We start from the raw sequence: 23,597 nt of genomic DNA, 5'->3' as shown, positions 1-23,597 counted from the left end.
CCGAATTTCTCAACTTGGAGTTATTCCCTCTCTGTCCACTATTATTCGCTCCAAATCTGCTCTTTATCCCTTGGGATTGTCTTGGCAGCCAGATTAACTGCTACCCCTACTTATTGAGCCGATACCTTCAGTCCTTCTTCATCCGGTCATCTAAAGCTCATTAATAACATCAAGAAAACGCTTAACTTGTTTTTCCCAAGTCCAATCTAACATAAAATTCGCCGCAGCTAAACCCCGACGTTTCGCTGCTTCGCGATTAATATAAACTTGCTCCAAAGCCTCGACAACTTCCTCAACATCTGACTCTCCCCAACCTTCTACACCGGGAAAATGAGCAGTCGGTTTAACTCGTCCCTGATGCGACAAAGGATAGCAAATATTGCTGTAAATCAAGTCTAAATGTCCGGTATTTGCTGATATAATAGTAGGAATTCCGCAGGCCATACTTTCCATGGCGACTAAATTAGTACCGCCTTCGCAGCGGTTGGTAAAAACAGCGCAGTCGGCTTCTCGCAAAATTTGTCCGGCGAGGTGATTCGGAATTAAACCGATGTCGATAAAAGATTCAACTGGTAAACCGTTAGCCGCCAACCATTGCGAAATTCCTAAACTTCCGTCGCGGTTGATATTGGGAAGTCCGGCAACATTTCCGGTTTGTTCGATTCCTAGCATATACTGAGGCCAGAAGTTGTGCCATGTTGTTAGTAGTAAAGCTTCTGGATGTTTGGCGCGAAATCGTTTGAAAGCGGCGATTACAATGTCTTGGCCTTTGCGATATTCGAGTTTGCCGCCGGAGAAGATGACGAAGCGATCGCCAAATAAGTTAGATTTAGGTGCAGGATGGAAAATTGCGGGGTCAATTCCTTGATTTACCATCGCGACGTTAGTCAAGCCGCAGCTTCTCAAAACATCGGCATTCCAGTGGGAACCGGCGACAATGGCGCGATATTTTTTGGCTGTTTCTAGGGCTGCTGGGGTGATGCGGGTGTCTTCAAAAAAGATGACTCCTACTTGACAAGGGCTGATTAGGTGATTTTCAACTCCCGAGGATGCTAAGTTATTCCCCAAAGCGTAAAGTACGGGAAAGTTACAACTAATCTGTTTGTCGGAATTTGCTGTTACTAATTCCTGAAATTGTTTCTGCTTTTCTACTGCGGGTGACAAGAGGGATTTGTGCAGCGGGTTGATGGATTCTGACGTAATAGACGGCGGTACTAAAAGTGCAACTTCCCAGGCGGGATTTCGCAGCAGTTGCAGTGTTAAATTCATGCCGTAAATGCCCCAGCCGCTGGTGATGCTGACTGGCCAACTGATGCCGATTCCTGTTATTTGGGGCGGGGTTTCTGGGGGGATATTTTGAGGGGGAACTTCGGGATATATGTTAGCAGGTAAAGTCGGGAAATGAGTATTTTCTGTTATTTGTAGCGGAGTTTGTGGGAGGAAATTTTCAGTTTGAGCCTGGAAACGGGTAATTAGCTGTTCTAGGGCTGCTTTTATACGATCGCCCACGGCATCCCAATCACCCGCCTGTGACTGCCTAAACAACCGCGCAGTGGGATACCAAGGGCTGTCTTCCCGTGTCAGCATCCACCGCCAATCGGGCATGAAAGAGAGCAAAATCCAGACAGGTTTGCCCAACGCACCGGCTAAGTGCGCCACAGCGGTATCAACACAAATTACTAAATCCAGTTGCGAAACAATGGCTGCGGTGTCGGCAAAATCGACGCAATGTCCGCTTAAATCAGGGATTTGCTGTTGGTTTAATAAAGTTAAATCGCCCGCCGACAAGTCTTTCTGAAGGCTGTAAAAACTGGCGCCAGGAACTTCTAAAAACTTCAGAAAATCGCTCAGCTTGCAGGATCGCTCGTGATTTTTGCGGTGCAGAGGCCCGCCCGCCCACACAATACCTACTTTTAGTTTATTGTTCGATTCTAGGGAAAGTTTACCATCATCGGGTGGAGCTAAATAAGGAATATTTGCAGGTATGTTTTCCAAAGTCGTTCCCAGAATTCGCGGCAAACTTAGCAGCGGCGCTTGCACCTGAAAATCTAGCAAATTCTGCGGATTTGTGACTATATTATCTACGCCTGCCACTTTTTCAAACAAACGCTTCAGCGATTGATGGCAAGCAACCATAACTTTGCCGCCTTTTTGCTTGACTAAAGGTGCGTAGCGGATAAAATGAATCGCATCGCCAAAACCTTGTTCTGGGTGCAATAAAATAGTTTTTCCCTGCAAATCTGAACCATCCCAAAGCGGGTAAGCCGAATAGCGCTGCTCCAATTCTTGAGTTTGCCAGCGCGATTCGTACTCCGCAAAACCAGGCTGGAAATTGCCAGTCAACAGCAAAGCAAATGCTAGTCTCAAACGCAACTCTGGAGATTCTGGAGATAGTTGAATTGCTTTAGTATAGCAGTCGATCGCCTCCGCAACTCTTCCTTGTTCTTCCAGGGCATAACCTAAATATAAGTTGGTTTTGTCCAGGTTGGGATTGGTTGCTAGTGCTTGCTGGTAGTGCAAAACTGCCTCGGCTATTTGTCCGTTTTCCTGTTTGATATAACCTAAATAAGTGTGGGCTTCGGCGTGGTTGGGTGAGGTGGCGATTACTTGTTCGTAACGTGCGGCTGCGGCTGCTTTGTTACCTTGTTTTTGTAATGCCTTTGCTATGTTAAACTGTACGTCTATTTTTGTGAGTGCGTTGAGAGCGATCGCACTTGATGGCGGTTTCGCTTCACTGGGAATTAACTCTTGTAAAGCGGCTTTTATGCGATCGCCCACGCCATCCCAATCACCAGGTTTTGACTGCCGAAACAACCGCGCAGTGGGATACCAAGGGCTGTCTTCCCGTGTCAGCATCCACCGCCAATCGGGCATGAAAGAGAGCAAAATCCAGACAGGTTTACCCAAAGCACCGGCTAAGTGCGCCACAGCGGTATCGACAGTAATAACTAAATCTAGTTGCGATATCACCGCCGCAGTATCGGCAAAATCGTTCAAATTGTCGCTCAAATCTATGACAGAAGTTTGAGTTAACAAAGTCATATCATCCGCCGACACTTCTTTTTGAAGACTGTAAAAAGTGACACCGGGAATATCTAAGAATTTCAGGAAATAGCTGAAATCGCTCGATCGCACAAAATCCTTCAAATGTTCCGAACTTCCCGCCCAGACAATGCCAACTTTGAAATTGCCATCGGAATTTAGCGAAAATTGCCAATTCGGCGGCGCTGCTAAATAAGGAACATTTGCTGGTATATTGTCTAAATTTGTGCCCAGAATGTGCGGCAAACTCATCAGCGGTGCTTGTACTTGGAAATCTGGCAATTCATCCATCCGCACCGCAACTTGTTCGATGCCCGGAATCTGCTTAAATAAACGCTTCAGTTCTTGATAGCAAGATATAATGACTTTGCCGCCTTTTTGCCGGACAATTGCGGCGTAGCGCACAAATTGAATGGCGTCGCCCAAACCTTGTTCGCAGCGGAGTAAAATAGTTTGTCCGTTCAAATCTGAACCGTCCCAAACCGGCTTGTCAAAATTCAACCGGTGCAATTTTTTCGCCTGATCTGTGTGCCACCGCCACTCGTATTCTGCTAAACCGCGCGGCAAATCACCTGTCAACAGCAAGACTAAGCCTAAATTGAAGTGAGCTTTAACACAGTTTGGAGCGATTGCGAGAACTCGATCGTAACAGGAAACTGCCCGATTTACGTCTCCCAATAGTTCCACAGCACTACCTAAATTAGTCAGGGCTTCTACATAATTTGGTTGCAAAGATATTGCCAACTCAAAGCTAGAAATTGCCTGCTCTATTTCGCCAGCAGCCAAATATGAATTTCCCAGGTTATAGTGTCCTTGAGGATTGTTCGGTTCTGCTTCAATTGCACGCTGGTAAAGTCTTTTAGCCTCGGCTGGCTGACATTTTGCTTGCATCGCCGCGCCCAAATTTACTAGGGCGGGTACGTAATTGGCATTGAGGGAAAGTGCTTGCTGAAAATAGACGATCGCACTTTGAATCTCGCCCTGCTGCTGGAGAGTCGCGCCGAGATTGTTCAAAGCTTTGACATAAACGGGATTTAGGGCGATCGCCTTTTGAAAGCAAATTACAGCCTCGGCTATATTCCCCCGATCTTGCAGCAAAATACCCAAGTTATTTTGCGCTTGAGCGCAGTTTGGATCAATTTCGATCGCGCGCTGGTAATAGGTGGCAGCTTCGGCTAAATCGCCTGTTTGGTGCAGCGTGACGGCTAAATTAGTAGCGGATTCGATCGAATCTGGCTGCAAAACCAAAGCATTCTTAAAATATGCGATCGCCTCGGCAAGCCTTCCTTGGGATTTCAGCAGATTTGCGCGATCGAATTGTTTCTTAGCTAACTCAATATTAGACAGGGCTATTTCATTCTCAGGACGATCGCGATTTTGTAGGGGTAGTGGATGGTGCGTGCCTACCCCCACCAACTCGGAGGGCGGGCACGGGGGCACCGCCCCTACTTCTACCTCGGAGGGCGGGCACGGGGGCACCGCCCCTACTTCTACCTCGGAGGGCGGGCACGGGGGCACCGCCCCTACCCCCTCGGAGGGCGGGCACGGGGGCACCGCCCCTACAATAGGCTGAAACATCCCTGCAATATTAGATTGAATATTAGATTGAATGTTAGATTGAATATTAGATTGAATTTCTACTGGCTGTCGAGCTTCCTGATGCTCGGAAATTTTTGCTTGCAGTGCCAAAGTAACTTCTTCTAAAACTCCATCCCAATCCCCCGCTGCTGACTGACGAAACAAGCGCGCCGTCGGATACCAAGGACTATCTTCCCGGGTCAACATCCACCGCCAATCCGGCACAAAACACAGCAAAATCCATACTGGTTTGCCCAAAGCACCCGCCAAATGCGCTACAGAAGTATCTACCGAAATGACTAAATCCAGAGCCGAGATTACCGCAGCAGTAACGGCCATATCGTGTAAATTAGAGCTTAAATCTGTGACTGGCATTCGAGCTAGCCAAGCGCGCTCGTCTGCTGTCATTTGCTTTTGCAAATTGTAAAAATCTGCTCCGGGAATCTCTAACAGTTTTGCCAACAAATCTAGCGGGAACGATCTTACCTTATTTTGTGAATGTTGAGGATTTCCAGACCACACAATCCCTACTTTCAAATTAGGAGTATTGGGAAGAGTGCATTCCAAACCAGGTGGCGGAGCTAAATAAGGAACATTAGCCGGTATAGTATCTAAAGTTGTTCCTAGAATGTGCGGCAAACTCATTAACCGCGCGTGAACTTGAAAATCTGGCGCCTCGTCGGGACTAATTATTAACTGATCGATTCCCGAAACTTGGGCAAACAACCGCTGCAAGTGCGGCAAACACCAAACAATTACCTTACCGCCTTTTTGCTTGACTGCATCTGCGTAGCGAATAAACTGAATGGCATCGCCCAAACCCTGTTCCGGGCAAAGCAAAATAGTTTTTCCCTCCAAATCTTGACCGTCCCAAATCGGTTGAATAAAGTTGTGGCACGGAAACTGTTTGTCTTTAATTATGAGCCGCCATTCGTACTCGGAAAAACCGCGCTGCAACTCTCCAGACAGCAGCAAAGCCAAACCTAAATTTAGGTGAGATTCCGGGTTAGTTGCATTGAATTCAACTGCTTGACTGTAGCAGGTGACAGCATCCGCAAATTGGCCGCCATTGTGCAACGCTTTCCCCAAACCGTTGAGGGGATTCATGTTACCGGGTTTCAACTCGATCGCCCTACGGTAACAATCGATCGCCTCTGCCATATTTCCGGCTTCCTCAAAAGCTTTACCCAGATTGTTCAAAGCTTCGGGAAAGTCGGGTTGCAGGCTTAAAGCTTGCTGGTAACAGGCGATCGCATCTACAATTTTCCCCTGTTTGTGCAGGACAATTCCCAGATTGCAGCGAGCGCCAGCATGGGCAGGCAACTGCTGAATTGCTTGCTGGCAAACGGCTAGAGCCTCATCTAACTTATCTTGCTGGTGCAGGGAACTCCCCAAACCGATCAGAGTTTCGGCTAAATCTGGTTGCAGCGCCATAGCGCGATCGTAATAGGCGATCGCATCTGCAATTCTGCCCTGTCGGATCGAGGCGTATCCTAAGTTGTGCAAGGCGTCTACATAATTGGGTTCGATAGCGATCGCCCGTTCGTAATGCGCGATCGCGCGATCGTAATTCGCGCCCGTTTCCTCTCCTCGTTCCTCTAAAGCAATGCCCAAATTCAAATAAGCCACAGCACAATCAGGATTGACTTGAATCGCTTGCTGGTATAACCTGACAGCCTCCGCCACATCGCCTTGCTCTTCCCGCAGCAGGCCCAAATTAACCAGCGCTTCCGCACAATTCGGATTCAAAGACAGCGCCCGCTGGTATTGGGCGATCGCCCCTTCATTCTCTCCTGCTTCCGCCAGCGCGCTGCCCAAATTGCTCGCAGTTTCCCCCAAATTCGGGTCGATTTCTAGGGCTTGTCGGTAATGCGCGATCGCCTCTGTCAACCGCCCGCTTTGCTGTTTGACAACACCTAAATTGCTGTAGGCGGCTGCATAATTCGGCTCGATCGCGATCGCCCGCTCGTAACATTCGATCGCCCCGCCCAAATTACCCTGCTGTTGCAAATCTCGGCCCAACCGCAACTCCCAATCCGCCGCCTCCGACGGCACAAATCCAGCAGAAACAGCGCCTAGAGCCTCCGCCACCCGAGCGAAAACGCCCTCCCAGCCGCCTCTTTCCCGTTGCCGAAACAGCCTTGCACTCGGATACCAAGGACTGTCTTCGCGCTCCAACAACCACCGCCAATCCGGGGAAAACGCCAGCAAAATCCAGACTGGTTTGCCCAAAGCGCCCGCCAAATGGGCGACAGCCGTATCGACAGTAATTACTAAATCCAGTTTGGCGATCGCAGCAGCAGTATCAGCCAAATCACCAAAATGCGGGCTCAAATCGACGATCGGCGTTCCATTCAACAGCGCGCGATCGGCCTCTAAAACCTCCTTCTGCAAGCTGTAAAAAGTTACCCCCGAAACGTCCAAAAGCGGCAGAAACTTGCTCAAACCGCAAGAACGCTGCATATTTTTGCGGTGTTTGGGATTCCCCGCCCAGACAATCCCAACTTTCAAATTGCGATCGGGCAAAAGTCCAAATTCAGCATCCCGAGGCGGGGATAAATAAGCAGTAGTTGCCGGAATTGTTTCGAGCCTTGTACCGAGAACATAGGGTAAACTCAACATCGGCACTTGCACGTCAAATTCCGGCAGCGGTTCACCTCTAACTATCAACAAATCAATGCCATCAACCATGGCAAACAAACGGTGCAACTGCGGGTAACAGTCAACAATTACCCTACCGCCTCGATTTTTGACAATCTCAACGTAGCGAATAAACTGAAGCGAATCACCTAAACCTTGTTCGGCGTGCAGCAAAACAGTCTTTCCCTGCAAATTGGAACCATCCCACAGCGGCCGATATTCTCTTGCCGAAAGCGTGTTTCCCGGTGCCGTTAAATAACAGGAATGGCCTGTTTTAAATTCTTTAATAGCCCAGCGCCACTCGTATTCGGCGAGGCCATTTTCAAAATCTCCCGCCAACAGCAAAGCCAAGGACAAATTCAGGTGAGCGCTAGCATGATCCGGGCTAAGAGAAATCGCTCTTCTGTAACAGGCGATCGCATCTGCAACCGCGCCTTTTTCCAGAAAAGTTCTGCCTAAATTGTTGATAGCTTCCACAAAGTCCGGCAGCAATTCCAGCGCTTTGTGATAATACTCCAGTGCCTCTTCTAAATTGCCCTGTTCTTGCAAAACAGTTGCCAGATTGTTGTAAGCTTCCCAGCTATGGGGTTGAATTTCCAGCGCTCGCCGATACAGATCGAGTGCTCTTAACAGTTCGCCCTTTTCTTGCAGCGCCACCGCTAAATTAATCAGTGCGGGCACGAAATCCGGTTCAGCAGCCAGAGCTTGTTCGTAAAGTGCGATCGCCTGTTCCACTTTACCTTGTTCCTCAAAAATCTTTGCCAAGTTGTAAGCTGTTTGAGGAATATTGGGAGCGAGCGCTAAAGCTTCTTGGTAATGCGGAATAGCTGCATCTAATTCCCCATTTTCGTGTTTGAGAAAACCATAATTAATTCGCGCTTGGAAACACTTGGGAGCGAGAGATATAATTTGTTCGTAAAGTGCGATCGCCTCTAGCTTGTCGCCTGTTTCCATTAAATGTTCTGCTTGTTGCAATAAATCCTCTAAAACAGCCGAATTTTCATCGCCCGTTGCGACAACAGATGTCTCAATTCCCTGGGAATAGTTGGCTGTTGAGTCATTCCCTAAAGCTGCGCCCGCACTCACAAATATTTGTTTGTTTTCCTCAACCAAGCTAGCGCCTGTCATTTCCAGCGGCAGATTTTTCGCAGCATCCTCGGCAGAAATAGCACAATTTGCGATCGCAAACAAACTCAAAGCCGCCTGCACATCCTGAAACAATTCTTGCCAACTTTCCGGCTGACTTTGGCGGAAAAGCCTTGCAGTTGGATACCAAGGATTGTCTTCGCGATCCAGCAGCCAGCGCCAGTCAGGAGCAAAAGACAGCAGCACCCAAACCGGTTTACCCAAAGCACCAGCCAAGTGTGCCACAGAAGTATCGACACTAATCACTAAATCCAGTTGAGATATAGCAGAAGCCGTATCAGCAAAGTCGTTCAGATGCGGGCTCAAATCCGGGACTAGATGCTGGTGCAACAAAGTGCGATCGCACTCCGACAAGTTTTTTTGTAAACTATAAAAAGCAATTCCCGGAACATCCAAAAATTGAATAAAATCGCTTAAACTGCAAGAACGTTGATGATCTTTACGGCGCTGCGGACTTCCCGCCCAAACAATCCCCACCTTTAACTTTGCATCAGAAGCAAGTGCAAAACTGCACTCAGCAGGCGCAGCCAAATAAGGAACATTTGCCGGGATTGTTTCCAGAGTTGTCCCCACAATCCTCGGCAAACTCATCAGCGGTGCGTGCACGTCAAATGCTGGCAAATCCTCAAAACAAACTGATAAATATTCAATCCCCGCCACTGTTGCAAACAACCGCATCAAATCCGGATAGCAAGCCACGATAACTTTAGCACCTCGGCTGCGAAGCATCGGCGCGTAGCGAATAAACTGAATCGAATCGCCGAAGCCTTGCTCGACGTGGAGTAAAATAGTTTTACCCTGCAAATCAGCACCATCCCAAAGCGGCTGTGGAAATTGTCTCGGTTCTACTTGTGAAGTGCGCCACCGCCACTCATATTCAACAAAACCGCGCTGGAAATCTCCAAACAATAGCAAAGTCAAGGCTAATTCCAGGTGTGCGATGGCGTTGTCTGGCTGCAATTCCAAGGCTCGATGGTGACAAGCAAAAGCCTCTTGAAATTCACCTAAATCCACCAAAGCGTGGGCGAGGTTGTTAATAGCATCCACGAAGTCCGGCTTAAGTTTTAATGCTTGTCGGTAGTGGGAAACTGCTGCTTTAGTATTGCCTTGTTCGTGGTAAAATGCTCCGACATTGTTCTGAGCTTCCGGATTGTGAGGTTCTAAAGCTATAGCTTGCTGGTAGCAGTCGAAAGCTTCGGGGAATTTACCTTGCTGCTGAAAAATTCTTCCCAATCCGATCAGAGAATATGTCAAATTAGGATTAATTTTTAAAGCGTGCAGGTAACAGGCAACTGCCTCATTTAATTGATTTTTTTCTTTCAATAAGCCAGCTAAATTGTGTGCAGTTTCCACCAGGTTTGGGTCGAGTCCGAGGGCTGTTTGATAATATGAAATTGCCGAGTCAATTTCGCCCAAGTGCTGTTTGAGCCAGCCCAAATTGTTGTATGCTAGTGCCGAATTGGGCTGAATTTTGATCACTTGTTCGTAACTGGCGATCGCCCTTTGAGTAGCGCCGACATCCATCAAAACATGGGCTTTGTTTAAATGTGCCTCTACAAAATCCGGGTTTTGGGCGATCGCGCGATCGTAAAAGTCGATCGCCTCAGCCACTTTTCCCTGCTGTCTGACTGCAATTCCCAACAAACACAACACGTTTGCTGACTCCGGCTGCGCTTCCACAATTTGCCGGTACAAATTTTCAGCTTCTAACAAACGCCCCGCTTGATGATATTCCCAAGCTATGTTCAAAGAATCTTCACCACGCATTTTGACGGCAGATTTTTGCAATTTTTTCTTAGAAGCCATAGTTGTCTTTGTTGTTTGTTATTTGTTATTTGTTATTTGTTATTTGTTGTTTGTTGTTTGTTGTTTTTTACTATAACAATAACCGCCAACTGCCAACTGCCAACTGCCAACTGCCTTCATCCCAACAAACAAGCTGCGGGAAAAATCAGATATTCCAAGAAAAACAACTTCCAGATAAACTGATAAAAACCAGCAATTTCTTTCTGCTCATCCAAATCAACTTTGACACTCCAAAACCACATCAAACCCAAAGACACCAAATGAGCAACCGCCAAAAACACTAAATTAACATTAGACAACACGACTGCTCCCGCCAAAGTAGCGCCCAAATAGCAAACCGTCAACACCCAGCGAGATAAATTAAAGACAGCCCGCTTGCCCAGCTCGATCGTCAACGTAGTAATATTGTATTGCTTGTCGCCCTCCATGTCAGGGATATCTTTGAAAATGGCGATCGCAAAAGTAAACACGATCACAAAAACCGTCAGCACCCAAACTTCCGCCGGAATCGCCAAAGACAGACTATTTAAGCTCCAGCCCGTAAAAACGCTTTTTGCCCTTCCCAAACCCAAAACCCAATTAAAGTGTAGAAACAGCCCTAAATTGACGATCGCCCCGCGCACCGTAAAAATGCACAGCGCCGCCCAAAAAGGAAACCGCTTCAACCGAATTGGTGGCAGAGAATAAGCAGTCCCAATCGCCAAACTAACGCCAACTGTAGCCAGCAAAAACGGGCCTTGCAAAACAGCAGTCACAACCGCTATAATTCCCGTGGCAATTACAATCGACTCCCCAGTTTTGCGAGAAAATGCTCCCGAGGCGATCGGCAAATACGGCTTATTAATTTTATCAATTTCAACATCTTCTAACTGGTTCAATCCCACAATATAAATATTGCCGCAAATGCAAGCCAACCAAGCAAACGCCAGCGGCAGAAGTATAGGATTCACAAATAATCGAGTGCTTTGAGCGATCGCATACAAAGCCAGTACACTCAAGGTAGTGCCGATAATCGTATGCGGCCGAGAAAACTCCCAAAAAGCCCTCACCCAGCTTTGCGGAGCCGAGCCATTTTCATCAATCCAAGACTTACCAATCGAATCGTTGCTCATAAATCCTACAAACGCACCATAAATAATATTAAGTAAGGCTATTTTCCGAGCCATTAGTGTCAACAATCGTCTAAAATTCCTGATAAATCCCGCTTGTAGCTGAGTCTAGATCGCCCTTAACAAGGGGGACTTTGAGAGAGTTTTAGGCTTTCCCCGACTATCTGGTTAGCACGACAAGTCTCGCTTTTGGCGTAGTCTAGATCCCCCTAAATCCCCCTTAAGAAGGGGGACTTTGAGCGCTCCAGTCCCCCTGAAAAAAGGGAAACTTCGATCGCTCCAGTCCCCCCCTTCTTAAGGGGGGCTAGGGGGGATCGGGCCCTAATCATCAAACAGTAGACTCATACTACCCCCTTAACAAGGGAGACTTTGAGAGAGTTTTCGGCTTTGCCCGACTATCTGGGTAGCACGAAAATTCTCGCTTTTGGCGTAGTCTAGATCCCCCTAAATCCCCCTTAAGAAGGGGGACTTTGAGCGCTCTAGTCCCTCTGAAAAAAGGGGGACTTCGATCGCTCCACTCCCCCTAAAAAAAGGGGAGGCTTCGATCGCTCCAGTCCCCCCCTTCCTAAGGGGGGTTAGGGGGGATCGAGACCTAATCATCAAACACAGTAGACTCAGACTACCTTTAATCGCAAGTTGACACCAATGCTCTGAAAAACACCTTACGCCTTAACTAAAAACTCAAAAATTCTCTAATCCTTCCGATCTATTTTACAGCACAAATTAGCCCGAAACGAATCAATCCGCTCTCATATCCCCGACTCATCAACCCCAGAGCAAGTGCAGCTTGAATAGTCGTCCAACCGCTCGTCAACAAACCCCAAATCGCGCTCGGAGTCAAAGCAGAATCGATCACCACATCCCAAAAAGGAGCCACAGCTTTTGACCAATCAGCACTGCGAATACTTGTCAGAGGCAAACTGCGGACAATCTCCTCATATTCCGGCAAAGAAATCACATAAGGCAAAGCATAAACTCGGTAAATTTCTGCCAATTCCTTCCTCTCTGCATCAGTCAATTCTCCCGCTATTTCTCCCAGCGGGCGGTGACACCAAGTTGCCAAAATCAAAGTTCCTCCCGGCTTGAGCACGCGACAGCATTCCTGTAAAAACTTAATTTTGTCGGGCATATGTTCCCCACTTTCGAGCGACCAAACCAAGTCAAAGGACTCATCAGGAAAAGGCATATTTAAAGCATCTGCTACTAAAAAGTTAACATTGCTTTCCAGTCCAGCAATTTTAGCGCGTTCCTTTGCTCTGTTGGCCTGTACCGGACTCAGCGTAATGCCGGTAGCTGTCACCCGATCGCCCTTTTGATTTGGTTGAGACGATCGACTAAAATCGCGATCGACCCCATCATCCGACTTTAAATTATTTTGCGCGATCGAACCAAACTTTTCGGTCAAATACAACGTGCTCCCACCAATGCCGCAACCGACATCCAGAATGCGGTAAGGTTCTGATAGCGCTCCGGCTGTCGGCACTTGGGCCCACAAGAGCAGTTCCTCGATCAAATCTATCTGAGCCTGTCGGCGCTCTTTTTTCAAATTGCCATCCGGGCCGTAGTAACCGTGGTGCATATGTTCGCCCCACACCTGCTCCCACAAACCGCTAGAAGCGTCGTAGAGTTGCTGAATTTGCTGGTAAAGTGTTGATGTCATCGCACGATCGCAAGTTGTTACAGGAATTCTACCGTGATTTTCCCGTTGTTGTCATCGAATTTGGCGGCGAAAGTGCGATCGACAGCCGGCACTCGCACTCGCAGAGATATCCTGATTTCGGGCCGGGCGATCGATTTGTGAGTTCCCTTTAAAATCCCAAATCAAAAATCTCAAATCTAAAATCGATTTGTGGGTTCCCTCTAAAATCTCAAATCCCAAATCCCAAATCCCACATCCCACATCCTCAAATCTCAAAATCCCCAATCTAAAATCTAAAATCTAAAATCGAATGACTGTCTCGCGAACTATTTGTTTAGGATTCATCGCCGTCATTACCGCAGGTGCTCTACTACTAATGATGCCATTTTCCACAATAGATGGAACTTGGAGCGATCCAATCACAGCACTCTTTACATCTACTTCCGCTGTCTGCGTCACAGGGTTGTCGGTTGTAGATGTCGGAAAATATTACTCTTTTTGGGGGCAACTGTGCCTCGTGTTACTGGTGCAAATAGGAGGCTTGGGCTACATGACAGCCACAACTTTCTTACTGCTGCTATTGGGCCGCCGCTTTGGTTTAAAAGACAAGATTGCCCTGCAACAATCACTGGACAAATCCGGGCTGGCCGGCGTAGTGCAACTCGTGCAGTCAATTCTAGCAACAACCGCTTTGTTTGAATTGACTGGAGTGTTTTTGCTGATGTTAGTTTTTGTCCCAGAATACGGATTTAAAGACGGTCTCTGGTCTGCTATTTTTCACAGTGTAAATTCCTTTAATAACGCCGGATTTAGCATCTACTCAGACAATTTAATCCGCTACGTCAATTCGCCTGTAATTAACTTCACAGTCACCGGCTTGATCGTATTTGGGGGCATCGGCTATCAAGTAATTATGGAAATGTACCTGTGGCTGCGCGATCGCTTCAAAAAAAGCCCCATCTGTACAGTTTTTTCCCTGAATTTCAAAGTCGTTACCAGCACAACTGCTGTCCTTTTAATTTTAGGAACCCTAGGATTTTTGGTGCTGGAATACAACAACCCAGCAACTTTCGGCCCTCTAAATTTCCCTCAAAAGGTGATGGCAGCTTGGTTTCAATCTGTGACGCCCCGCACGGCAGGATTTAATACAATTGACATTGGAAAAATGAGCGAAGCCGCGCTATTTATGACGATCGCGCTGATGTTTGTCGGCGCCAGTCCCGGCAGCACCGGCGGCGGCATCAAAACCACAACTTTTAGGATATTGTTTAGCTGTACCGCAGCAGTTCTAGAAGGTCAGGAACAGGTGGAGTGCTATCAGCGTCAAATCCCACCAGCACTGATTCTGAAAACCATTAGCGTCGTCTTCGGTTCCCTGTTGGTCGCGATCGCCTCTGCAACTTTAATTGAACTGACCAATCCCGAACTAGAATTTATCCAAGTGTTGTTTGAGGCAGTGTCAGCTTTTGGCACGGTCGGCCTTTCCACAGGGATTACAGCTAAAATTTCGGCGATCGGCAAATTAATTTTGATTGCTACCATGTACATAGGTCGTGTTGGCGTGCTGCTGCTGATGAGTGCCGCTGTCGGCGACCCCAAACCCAGAACTTTTAAGTATGCTGAGGAAAGTTTATTAGTCGGATAGCAAAATCCTGCCTCGTTCCTGATAATCTAAACAATGGGTAACAACCCAAATCAACTTTTACTATTCACTCAAAAATCAAAAGGAGGCAGCGCTGTCTATGCTAAAATTTGAACATCCATACCTTCAGCGCTGAATATGAGCGTGAACCTTTCATCTTTAAAATTTTTTCGCAGTTTGCGCGCCGAAAACAAGCAATTTGCAGTTATTGGCTTGGGACGTTTCGGCAGAGCAGTGTGCTCGACTCTCCACGGCTTGGGTTACGAAGTCCTCGGGGTTGACACCGACGAAAAAAAAGTAACTCAAGCTTTGAGCGATCGCATTTCAGCTCACGTTTTGCAGTTAGATTCTACAGAGCCTAGCGCTCTACAGGAAGCAGGTATATTTGAATTTGAAACAGTGATTGTGGCGATCGGCAATTACCTCGCCGAAAGCATTACCACCACCCTCAACCTCAAGGAAGGCGGGGTAACTCACGTCATCGCCAAAGCTTCCTCGGAAACTCACTTAAAACTGTTGAAAAAAGTCGGCGCCGATCATGTAGTTTTTCCCGAACGAGAAATGGGCTGCTCTTTAGCCCGCATTCTTACACAACCCAGCATTTTAGAACGCTTTGACCTAGACCCAAATCACAGCATTGTTGAGTTGCTCGTTCCTGAAAAATTTGACGGTAAAACCATTGCCGATTTGGATCTCCGGCGCCGGTACGGTTTGAACTTGCTCGCAGTCGGTCGCGGCGACAATTTCGAGATCAATCCCCAGCCAAACGAACGCTTGAAAAACGGCGAGGTGATGGTAGTAATTGGTTCTAATAAAGATATCAATCGCTTGCCAATTTAATTGCTCGATCTATAGGTGCGCCACCAGCGCACCTTAAAAATTGTAGGATGGGCCCGAGAGCCAGTCCTAAAATTTGATTGCAAGGATTTAACGAATCTTGTTTCTTAATGTTATATATAGCCCAATACGGTTGACTTAAGATAGTCATTGCGAGGAACGAAGCAATCGCAGTATCTATTTCTCATCGGATTTTACCTCCAGGGCACTATACCAGTAAACGGTATTGATATATAGCCTTTCTTAAAAAAGTGAGTTAGGCCCTATGCCCTAGGCCCTAGGCCCTATGCCCTATTCCCTATGCCCTAGGCCCTAGGCCCTATGCCCTATGCCCTATGCCCTATTCCCTATTCCCTATTCCCTATTCCCTATTCCCATGAGTACCTCATATGGGAGATCGAAAGGCTATAGTTTATAGCCGAAATATCTAAAGAAGAATTTTACCAATACTGCGGTTGCTTTGCCCGTGGCGGCTTGCTCGCAAAACATAACGGAAACCATCGCCACAAGCGAAAATTTTTGAAGAAAGTAGAAGCACCCAACGATCGATTGTCGCGCTAGCCCAAATCTAGGAGCGATCGCCCTCAAAATTCAACCGACTTTCAAGATATCTTGCAGGTAAGCTTTGCCAAAAACCAGCACCACCAAGACTAGAGCGAGTTCAACAGGCCAAGGACAGACCGCAAAAAACCAAATTAACGAACACACCCCAATAATTGCAGCTATGGGAGCCGGAATCCCGTCTAGCGTTCTCTTGTCAGTCCCAGCAGTCACGAGCCCAGCGAGCAAGCAGAGCGTAAACGGAATCAAGCAACTTGCGATCATGGCTTTTACCTCATTAAATTTTTTTTAGATATGGCAGATGAGCATATTGTAACGATACATGAAAACTTCGTGACTGTGCCAAAAAGTTTGATAAAATTTAATGTTACGTCAATAAATATACTGTGCCGACACTCGTTTAATTTTTAGCTGCAACCCTCTCCGCAGGCATGAAGTAGCTCGACTGAAGCCAGAATTTGGGAATTTTGGTTTCGGCACTGGCGATCGCACCCGAATACCTAGAGATGAACTGCGATGCACCCTCGATCGCACTTCTGGAATAAATTAAGGTTGGGCTGATTTCCGGTAGCCTGCCCTTAGGTATTTATACACATATGATGTCTGGAGGATCGCTTTCGCCCGCCAGACTCAACAGCTAGCAAAAATCAGTAGAATGCCGATCGCCCCGCCAACCTTTCCCTCCATCGCAGGAAAGAAGATATGGCTGGGCGATCTTTTTGGTTCCAGCGTGCGATCGATCTTTGCTTCCCCATCTCTCACTAAAAAATAAAACCAATTTAAAAAGAAATAACAGTATTCTTGTCCCCCCCCTTACTAAGGGGGGGCTAGGGGGGGTCGAAGGCTGTTGCACCATTTTAGAGAAATGGTATAAATTCCCAAGCCATTAACCGCCTTTTTTGCAGCCATTAATTAATATAAATAATCAACAATAAATTGACTAAAATAACCCCCTATTGTATAATCCAAAATCCTCCCTATAAAAATAGCCGACACTTGACAACTAATCAACTAAAAAGTTAACTATTTAATAGATACAACTCCTACAGCAATGATGTTATACCTCATCTCATTTTTCTACGGTATTTGCCTGCTACTATCCCTCATCGGTTGGGGAAAAGTCCTAAACCACATCCTGTTTCCCAACCAGCGAATTGACTGGGGACAAAGAGCCGCTTGGGGTCTAGCTTTTAGCGTTCTAATTGGCGGCATCTTAAATGCAACCTGGACTATTTCCCAAACCACAATTCTATTTTTTTTAGGTTTGGGACTCATTTACTGTCTAATAGATTTAGTAAATCACAGACAATTAATTATTAATAATATCTTGCACGTATTTCAAGAATGCCGCCAAGACAAAGTCATCTTAGCAGGCATTGCCATAGTTAGTCTACTAATTTTAATTCAATACGCCGGATGGCTTTATACAGGTAGACACAACTTTGCAAATATGGTCTATGCTGACGGATTTAATACTAGCGACGACTACCACGGTTACTTAGTATTTCCCCACAAAATGCTGCAACTCGGTTCCATGGGTTCAGACCCTTTTAGCGAACGAAGAATAGTATCTTTAGGTGGGCAGTCATTTCTCCAAGTATTGATTTTAAGCGGACTTTCCGACACTAATCTCAACCTCATCGACCCCGCTTTGCCCCTGATAATTACTGTCGGATTAATTCTAGGATTTTTCAAAGAAAATAAAGTTTCAACCAAACGAATCGTCTTCACTATTTTATTCTTGCTTTTGATTCCACTTCCCAAAGCCAACACTACAAGTCTCATGCTACCCGTTGCTTTATTTGTAAGTTTGTTCAGAACCATTGACAGTAAAGAAATAGAAGACAACCATTGGGCAGCAAATGCTTGTATATTAGCTTTAATCACTGCGGCTATTTGTGCTTTAAAATCCTCGTTAATACCCGCCTGTGTCTTTCTATTTGCCACGAGCTATATTTGCCATTTAATTAGCTCCGAATCCAAGCAAAAAGCTGTATTTGAAATGGTTTTGACAACAGTATTAGTGGGAGTATTTCTACTGCCTTGGATGATTTCAATGTATCAATCCTCAGGCACTCTATTGTATCCTCTTTTGGGAAAAGGCTATCACGCCTCCGCCTACGGCATTACCTTCAAATCAGGTTCGACGTTATTAGGAACTGCGAAAAGCGCCCTGATAGCATTCCAAGGTATTTACGTTTTTATACTGATATTTCTCGGCTGTTTGAGCTTGAGCATCCGACCTTGGAAGTTTGGCAATTTACCCGAAGAACCTTCGTTCTCGAACCGCCAAGCAGTTTTATCAATGACAATTGCAGCGGGATTGGCGACAATTGCTGTAGGTGTAATTACCGAAAATGCCGACCCTTTTCGGTATTCGTTTTCTCACCTTTTCCCAGCAATTTTAATATTGATCGCGGTAGCAATGACCGACACAGGAACATTAAACAAAAACGGAGCAGCCAACTTTTTTATTGCTGCTGTATTTTGTGCGGGGTTGGCAATTAGCTATAACTGGGCTATCACTAAACAGACTTATTCAGCTTATGTAAAAAATATAGAATTTGGGCTGACAAATCCATCATTAGTTACAGCAAAGCAAAAGTCGCAGTACGTAGCAATGCAGGAGTCTGTGCCACAGGGAGAAACAGTTTTGACCAGACTAGATGCACCTTTTATCCTCGACTTCAAACGCAATCAAATTTTCCTAGCAGACTGGCCGGGGGGAGCAAGTTTGCCACCCGGTATGCCTGTATTCAAAGGCCCTGAAGCCTTAGCAAACTATTTAGTTTCAAAATCTATTCGATACATAGCTTATTCGTCTTGGAGTCTCAATCATCCCGCAGATGTAGATACTTCGGGGCCTGGATTGTCATCTTGGTTTCGACTGCAAGCAAAACTCTCTCACGATTTTCGGGATAACGTGCGGCAACTTGCAAAAAGTCGCAAAAAACTTTATGAAGACGGAGAAAATTTTGTGTTAGATTTGGGAACTAAAGCCATCTCTATGGGTTTGTAGTTCTGAACAGTAGACAAGATTGCAAAAGTCCTTTTAATCAAATTTTGGGACGCTGCTCAAAGCCATCCCACAAGAAAAAAAGATTTTTGTGGGACGTTGCTCTGAGCAGCGTCCTAACTATTTTTGCAAGAAGTCTAGTTCCTATAATCAAAGCAAGCTGAAAAAGTCTTACATGATACGCTAATGATAGCGGTAAGGCGCGCATTGGCACCCTACAATAACTTTACTCTTTAGTCAGCGAAGGCAGACTTCGTTTGTGTAGTTAGCGGTTTCAACCGCTTAAAAAAGTCTTTAGTCGGCGTCCGGCGGACTTCGTTTGTGTAGTTTGACCTCGAATTCGTATTCCAGGGGCGGTTCGCCACATACGAATTTGAGGTCAACAGGTTTCAACCGCCGAGTCTTATCTAATCAAAGCGGATTTTTAACATAAAAGAGCAGATTGGATATCAAACCGAGAAGCCGAAAATGTCTGGTAGAAACTTGAGCATCTGCTGGCAGCATCTTTAACACATCTTTCTCGGATAATAGGTTGAGATTCTCCTCTTTGGCAAAGAAGTTTTTGCCGAGCAATCTCAACAAAGCTCGAAACCAAGAAGGGGGAAACCAGTGAATTAGGGGAACAGCAGTGTGGAATTCTACGGGATACCAGCGGTTGGGAGTGGTGATGCAACAAGTTTTGCCGACTCGGCAAAGTTCTCGAACAAAAGCTTTTTGTTGAGTTCTATTGCCAACGTGTTCGATTACGGCAAAACTCACGACTAAATCGAAACTTTTGTCGGGAAATGGTAAGGTCAACCCGTCGGAACGGACGTATTTTAAACCGGGATATTCTTCTTCTAAAAAGGCAGCATCTTCCATGCCGACTGCGGTTATTTTATGGGGGTACGGATAGAGTTTTTCAAAGAAATTGCAATCTTCGCGACGGTCGGAAGTTACTCCTACATCCAGGACGGTTGTGTCGTCGCTGGGATTGGCTAATGCCAGGAGCAAATCAAACATTTTTTGGCGGGCGTACCAAGATAGTTTAGTTGCGAAACCGCCTAGCTTGGGGCCGATATACTCGCTGGAATTGTTTTCAGTTACTGTCATAGGATTTGAGATTTTCGATGTACAGATTAGATGGGTGAAGTCTGATTGTTCGTGACCGCTTTAACGCAGCATTTGGACAAGTCTGTCGATTCTGAATTTTAAATTTTAGATTTTAGATTTACTCCACAGATGAATTGGGTAGCTTGAAATTTGGTCTAAAGTCTGGGGATATCCACTCCAGGCGCCGGCAGACTGTATCTGTTTTTGGGCTGGTTCAAATTATCTTTGCTGACAATTGTAATAAGATTTGAGGTTGAATTATTTTACCTGCGTTTTAAGCTCAGAACGCTGAGAAAAAAGCTAGACAGAACCATCTGCAAACCTACTGTCAGGCACGTGAGGGAGGGAATAACTAAACGGAGAGTTTTAGAGGAGTCTAGAGAACCGAAATCTGTTTTGCTCCAGATAGTTAATGACAAGAACGAGCCAATTATTCCGATTAATATTAGCGTGATTCCCACGATCAATCCTGTCTCTAGGGTGACATAGCGAAATATTTTGTTGAGTTTGGGGTCTTGCGGTAACAGTTTCTCGCTGATGGCGAAAATTTTGGTGAAGAAAGCGAATGTTACGGCTTGAAAACCGACGATAATTGCGATCGCAGCATACAACAGCGTATGTACATCAAAGCTGATGCTCCCGATTTTTTGAGTACCCGGTAACAGCCAAATGCCAACTATTAAACCCAACACCATCAGCGCCGTACCGGGATACAGAAACAGCCACCGGGGACTGTACAGCAGCAAAAATCGGAGGTGCCGCCAGCCATCTCGCCAAGTTCGCAGGTGTGGCGGGCGGCTGCGGCCGTCGGGAGAGAGTACCGTTGGGACTTCAGTTATCCCCAACTTGTACAGCGAGGCTTTGACAACCATTTCGCTGGCAAATTCCATCCCCGTTGTTTGCAAGTCGAGTTTCAAAATTGAGTCTCTCCTGAAACCTCTGAGCCCGCAGTGAAAGTCGCCGGCGGGACTTGAAAAGAATAACCGCCCAACCCATGTCAGCACCGGATTTCCTAAATATTTGTGCAGCGGCGGCATGGCCCCTGGTTTGATGCCCCCTTGAAAGCGGTTTCCCATGACTAAATCGCAGCCTCCCCGCAATTTTTCGACAAAGGCGCCCAGGTGCGAAAAGTCGTAGCTGTCGTCAGCGTCACCCATGATAATATAAACTCCGCGCGCCGCTAGGATGCCTCCCATCAGGGCGCTGCCGTAACCTTTGGCTGCTACAGGTACGACTCGGGCCCCCAATCTGGTGGCGATATCTTGAGAACCGTCAGTGCTGCCGTTGTCTGCTATTATGACCTCGCCGGCAATATTAAGTTCGCGCAGGGACTTCTGTGCTTTCTCGATACAGATTTCTAAAGTTTCTGCCTCGTTGAGGCAGGGCATGAGTATCGAGAGTTCGAGACTGTATTCGTCGCTGGTGTTGGTCTGTTCTGCCATATGTTTGTTCCAGGCGTTACTGGCGATCGACAATACTTACTGTTCCAGTATCTATGCTTAAATTATTAGTGGTGAAGAAAACTAAACAAAACTTAATTTAAGTTTTTCCAGTTTTTAGGAATGGCAATTTTTGCTGTAATATAGGTTACTTAAACTTATGAGTAGAAGCGTTTTTCTAGTTTTGCTCGCTGCTATTTTGTGCAGTGTTGTGGGTCAATTTAGTCTGAAAGCAGGAGCAAAAATATTAGGGCCGATTGGCGCTGCTAATTTAGTTGAAAAAGTTATCGCAATGGCAACTCAGCCTTTGATAGTTGGAGGTCTGTGTTTGTATGCAGTTTCTTCGATCGGCTTTATCGTAGTTTTGTCTCGCGCCAACATTAGCATAGTCTCGCCTTTACTGTCAATTAGTTACTTGTTTACTGTTTTGGGCGGCAAAATTGTATTTGGCGAGCCTTTGCCACCACTGCGGTTGGTAGGCGTGGGGCTAATTATGACGGGAGTAATTTTTGTACTCAGAGGTCAGGCTGGGGGGGTGACTGGTGGCAATTAATACGATTTTAGATTGAATATTGAATAATTTTAGCGGTAGGGTGCGTCGCAATTTAAAATCCATAGTATAAAATCGATCGTTTCATTGCGACGCACCTATTTAGATTTTAGATTTTAGATTGAAGATTGAATAATTTTAGCGGTAGGGTGCGTCGCAATTTAAAATCCATAGTATAAAATCGATCGTCTCATTGCGACGCACCTATTTAGATTTTAGATTTTAGATTTTAGATTTTAGATTTTAGATTTTAGATTTTAGATTGAAGATTGAATAATTTTAGCGGTAGGGTGCGTCGCAATTTAAAATCCATAGTATAAAATCGATCGTCTCATTGCGACGCACCTATGCCATCGCGAATTGAGCAAACCAACTCAAAAATTATGTTGTAGCAACAGTTAAGATAAATGGTATAAGATTGATAATTGAGTGCTGAATTGATAATTTAGGTCGCAGGGTATATGTGAGTCCTCTGTTATGAAATAATCCTGCAATATAGCGGTTTTCAAGCGTGGTGAGGTATGCCCTCTTTGCCCTCTTTGCCCCATGCCCTGTTTGGCCGATGCCCTATGCCCTATGCCCATGAGTAACTCATTTTTTTGAGAAAGGCTATATGTCTCTGTCCTCTGAGTCTATGAATCCACATCAACTATTAATAAGTCGCACGGCAGTTCTTGCTACTATGCACCAAAAAGAACGGGTGATGGCTCCGATTTTGGAACGAGAATTAGGCGTCATAATTAGCGTACCTGCGGATTTTGACACTGACGCATTCGGCACGTTCACCAGAGAAGTTAAGCGTTTAGGTACTCAAATAGAAGCGGCTCGCCAGAAAGCAGAAAAAGCTCTAGAAGTTGCGGGCGAAACTCTAGCATTTGCGAGCGAAGGTACTTTTGGCCCTCACCCAATGATGCCGTATCTGCCAGCCAACAGAGAAATTGTAATTTTATTAGATAGAGCTAACAATATCGAACTTGTCGGCGAATCTTTGTCAGTGGAAACTAATTACAGTCACCAGTTAGTTGCAAGTATAGAAGAAGCCGAGTATTTTGCACAAAAAGCGGGATTTCCCGCACACGGAATGGTGGTTGTAGTTGGCGATGCTGCACTCGGTAAGGGTGAAATTATCAAGGGCATTGCGACAGAAAAAAAACTTTTTGATGCTGTATCAGCAGGCTTGAAAAAATCTTCAACTGGCAAAGTTCACGTCGAAACAGATATGCGGGCGATGTACAATCCCACTCGGATGAAAAATATTGAAAATGCAACTCTCGATTTAGTTAAAAAATTCCAGCAATTGTGCCCGGAGTGCGGTTGGCCGGGATTCGAGATTGCAGACAGGAAAATCGGGTTGCCCTGCGGACTTTGCTATTTTCCGACTCAGCTAGTCCGATCGCAAATTTATCTATGCAAAAACTGCGGTTATACTAAAGAAGAACTGTTTCCCGACGGTCGAGAGACTGCCGATCCCGGTCAGTGTCAGTATTGCAACCCTTAAAA

General features: G+C 46.0%; 12 protein-coding genes. 6 read left to right on the top strand and 6 right to left on the bottom strand.

Annotation, left to right across the window (positions count from 1 at the left end; genetic code table 11):
• Positions 1–150 precede the first annotated feature (150 nt).
• From QZ938_RS21625 to QZ938_RS21615, 3 genes are all read right to left on the bottom strand, one after another.
• A complete protein-coding gene (locus tag QZ938_RS21625) occupies positions 151–10,212 on the bottom strand; it encodes a tetratricopeptide repeat protein (RefSeq protein WP_293353181.1) in 10,062 nt (3,353 codons plus the stop codon).
• Between the two features lie 116 nt (positions 10,213–10,328).
• Positions 10,329–11,324 (bottom strand): homogentisate phytyltransferase, encoded by a 996-nt coding sequence (locus QZ938_RS21620; RefSeq protein ID WP_293151784.1) that lies wholly within the window; start codon positions 11,322–11,324, stop codon positions 10,329–10,331.
• A gap of 703 nt (positions 11,325–12,027) precedes the next feature.
• The gene (locus QZ938_RS21615; RefSeq protein ID WP_293353179.1) at positions 12,028–12,981 is read right to left on the bottom strand and encodes a methyltransferase domain-containing protein; all 954 of its coding nucleotides are present in this window, start codon (positions 12,979–12,981) and stop codon (positions 12,028–12,030) included.
• On the opposite strand from QZ938_RS21615, the gene QZ938_RS21610 reads away from it, so the two are divergent.
• From QZ938_RS21610 to QZ938_RS21600, 3 genes are all read left to right on the top strand, one after another.
• Positions 12,975–13,133: a hypothetical protein gene (locus QZ938_RS21610; RefSeq protein WP_293353177.1), complete on the top strand. Its 159-nt coding sequence runs from the start codon at positions 12,975–12,977 to the stop codon at positions 13,131–13,133. The genes QZ938_RS21615 and QZ938_RS21610 overlap by 7 nt on opposite strands.
• Before the next feature lie 137 nt (positions 13,134–13,270).
• Positions 13,271–14,605, top strand: a complete 1,335-nt coding sequence (locus QZ938_RS21605) for a TrkH family potassium uptake protein (RefSeq protein ID WP_293353175.1) — start codon at positions 13,271–13,273, stop codon at positions 14,603–14,605.
• 141 nt (positions 14,606–14,746) lie between these two features.
• Positions 14,747–15,442 carry a TrkA family potassium uptake protein gene (locus QZ938_RS21600; RefSeq protein WP_293253566.1) on the top strand — a complete coding sequence of 232 codons (696 nt, stop codon included), beginning with the start codon at positions 14,747–14,749 and terminating at the stop codon, positions 15,440–15,442.
• 588 nt (positions 15,443–16,030) lie between these two features.
• On the opposite strand, the gene QZ938_RS21595 is transcribed toward QZ938_RS21600, so the two are convergent.
• Positions 16,031–16,264, bottom strand: coding sequence for a hypothetical protein (locus QZ938_RS21595; RefSeq protein WP_293151796.1), 234 nt, complete (start codon positions 16,262–16,264; stop codon positions 16,031–16,033).
• Between the two features lie 787 nt (positions 16,265–17,051).
• Here QZ938_RS21595 and QZ938_RS21590 point away from each other — a divergent pair.
• Positions 17,052–19,019, top strand: a complete 1,968-nt coding sequence (locus QZ938_RS21590) for a hypothetical protein (protein ID WP_293151802.1) — start codon at positions 17,052–17,054, stop codon at positions 19,017–19,019.
• A gap of 408 nt (positions 19,020–19,427) precedes the next feature.
• Here the strand turns inward: QZ938_RS21590 and QZ938_RS21585 are convergent, their stop codons facing one another.
• Together QZ938_RS21585 and QZ938_RS21580 are read right to left on the bottom strand one after the other, a co-directional pair.
• Positions 19,428–20,108, bottom strand: a complete 681-nt coding sequence (locus QZ938_RS21585) for a class I SAM-dependent methyltransferase (RefSeq protein ID WP_293150055.1) — start codon at positions 20,106–20,108, stop codon at positions 19,428–19,430.
• A 263-nt stretch (positions 20,109–20,371) separates the two neighbouring features.
• Complete coding sequence (locus QZ938_RS21580; protein WP_293150053.1) at positions 20,372–21,550, bottom strand: glycosyltransferase family 2 protein; 1,179 nt, start codon at positions 21,548–21,550, stop codon at positions 20,372–20,374.
• A gap of 157 nt (positions 21,551–21,707) precedes the next feature.
• Between QZ938_RS21580 and QZ938_RS21575 the strand changes: the two genes are divergently transcribed.
• A complete protein-coding gene (locus QZ938_RS21575; protein ID WP_293150051.1) occupies positions 21,708–22,100 on the top strand; it encodes a transporter in 393 nt (130 codons plus the stop codon).
• 610 nt (positions 22,101–22,710) lie between these two features.
• A complete protein-coding gene (locus tag QZ938_RS21570) occupies positions 22,711–23,595 on the top strand; it encodes a DUF6671 family protein (RefSeq protein WP_293353173.1) in 885 nt (294 codons plus the stop codon).
• Positions 23,596–23,597 lie beyond the last annotated feature (2 nt).

It is taken from the genome of Microcoleus sp. CAWBG27, from assembly GCF_020883145.1.
Classification (GTDB): Bacteria; Cyanobacteriota; Cyanobacteriia; order Cyanobacteriales; family Microcoleaceae; genus Microcoleus.
This window is presented reverse-complemented; position numbering and strand designations above follow the sequence as displayed.

Coding starts and splice junctions, on each gene's coding strand:
- QZ938_RS21625 (WP_293353181.1), bottom strand. CDS start 10,212: ATGGCTTCTAAGAAAAAATTGCAAAAATCTGCCGTCAAAATGCGTGGT.
- QZ938_RS21620 (WP_293151784.1), bottom strand. CDS start 11,324: ATGAGCAACGATTCGATTGGTAAGTCTTGGATTGATGAAAATGGCTCG.
- QZ938_RS21610 (WP_293353177.1), top strand. CDS start 12,975: ATGTCATCGCACGATCGCAAGTTGTTACAGGAATTCTACCGTGATTTT.
- QZ938_RS21615 (WP_293353179.1), bottom strand. CDS start 12,981: ATGACATCAACACTTTACCAGCAAATTCAGCAACTCTACGACGCTTCT.
- QZ938_RS21605 (WP_293353175.1), top strand. CDS start 13,271: ATGACTGTCTCGCGAACTATTTGTTTAGGATTCATCGCCGTCATTACC.
- QZ938_RS21595 (WP_293151796.1), bottom strand. CDS start 16,264: ATGATCGCAAGTTGCTTGATTCCGTTTACGCTCTGCTTGCTCGCTGGG.
- QZ938_RS21590 (WP_293151802.1), top strand. CDS start 17,052: ATGATGTTATACCTCATCTCATTTTTCTACGGTATTTGCCTGCTACTA.
- QZ938_RS21585 (WP_293150055.1), bottom strand. CDS start 20,108: ATGACAGTAACTGAAAACAATTCCAGCGAGTATATCGGCCCCAAGCTA.
- QZ938_RS21580 (WP_293150053.1), bottom strand. CDS start 21,550: ATGGCAGAACAGACCAACACCAGCGACGAATACAGTCTCGAACTCTCG.
- QZ938_RS21575 (WP_293150051.1), top strand. CDS start 21,708: ATGAGTAGAAGCGTTTTTCTAGTTTTGCTCGCTGCTATTTTGTGCAGT.
- QZ938_RS21570 (WP_293353173.1), top strand. CDS start 22,711: ATGTCTCTGTCCTCTGAGTCTATGAATCCACATCAACTATTAATAAGT.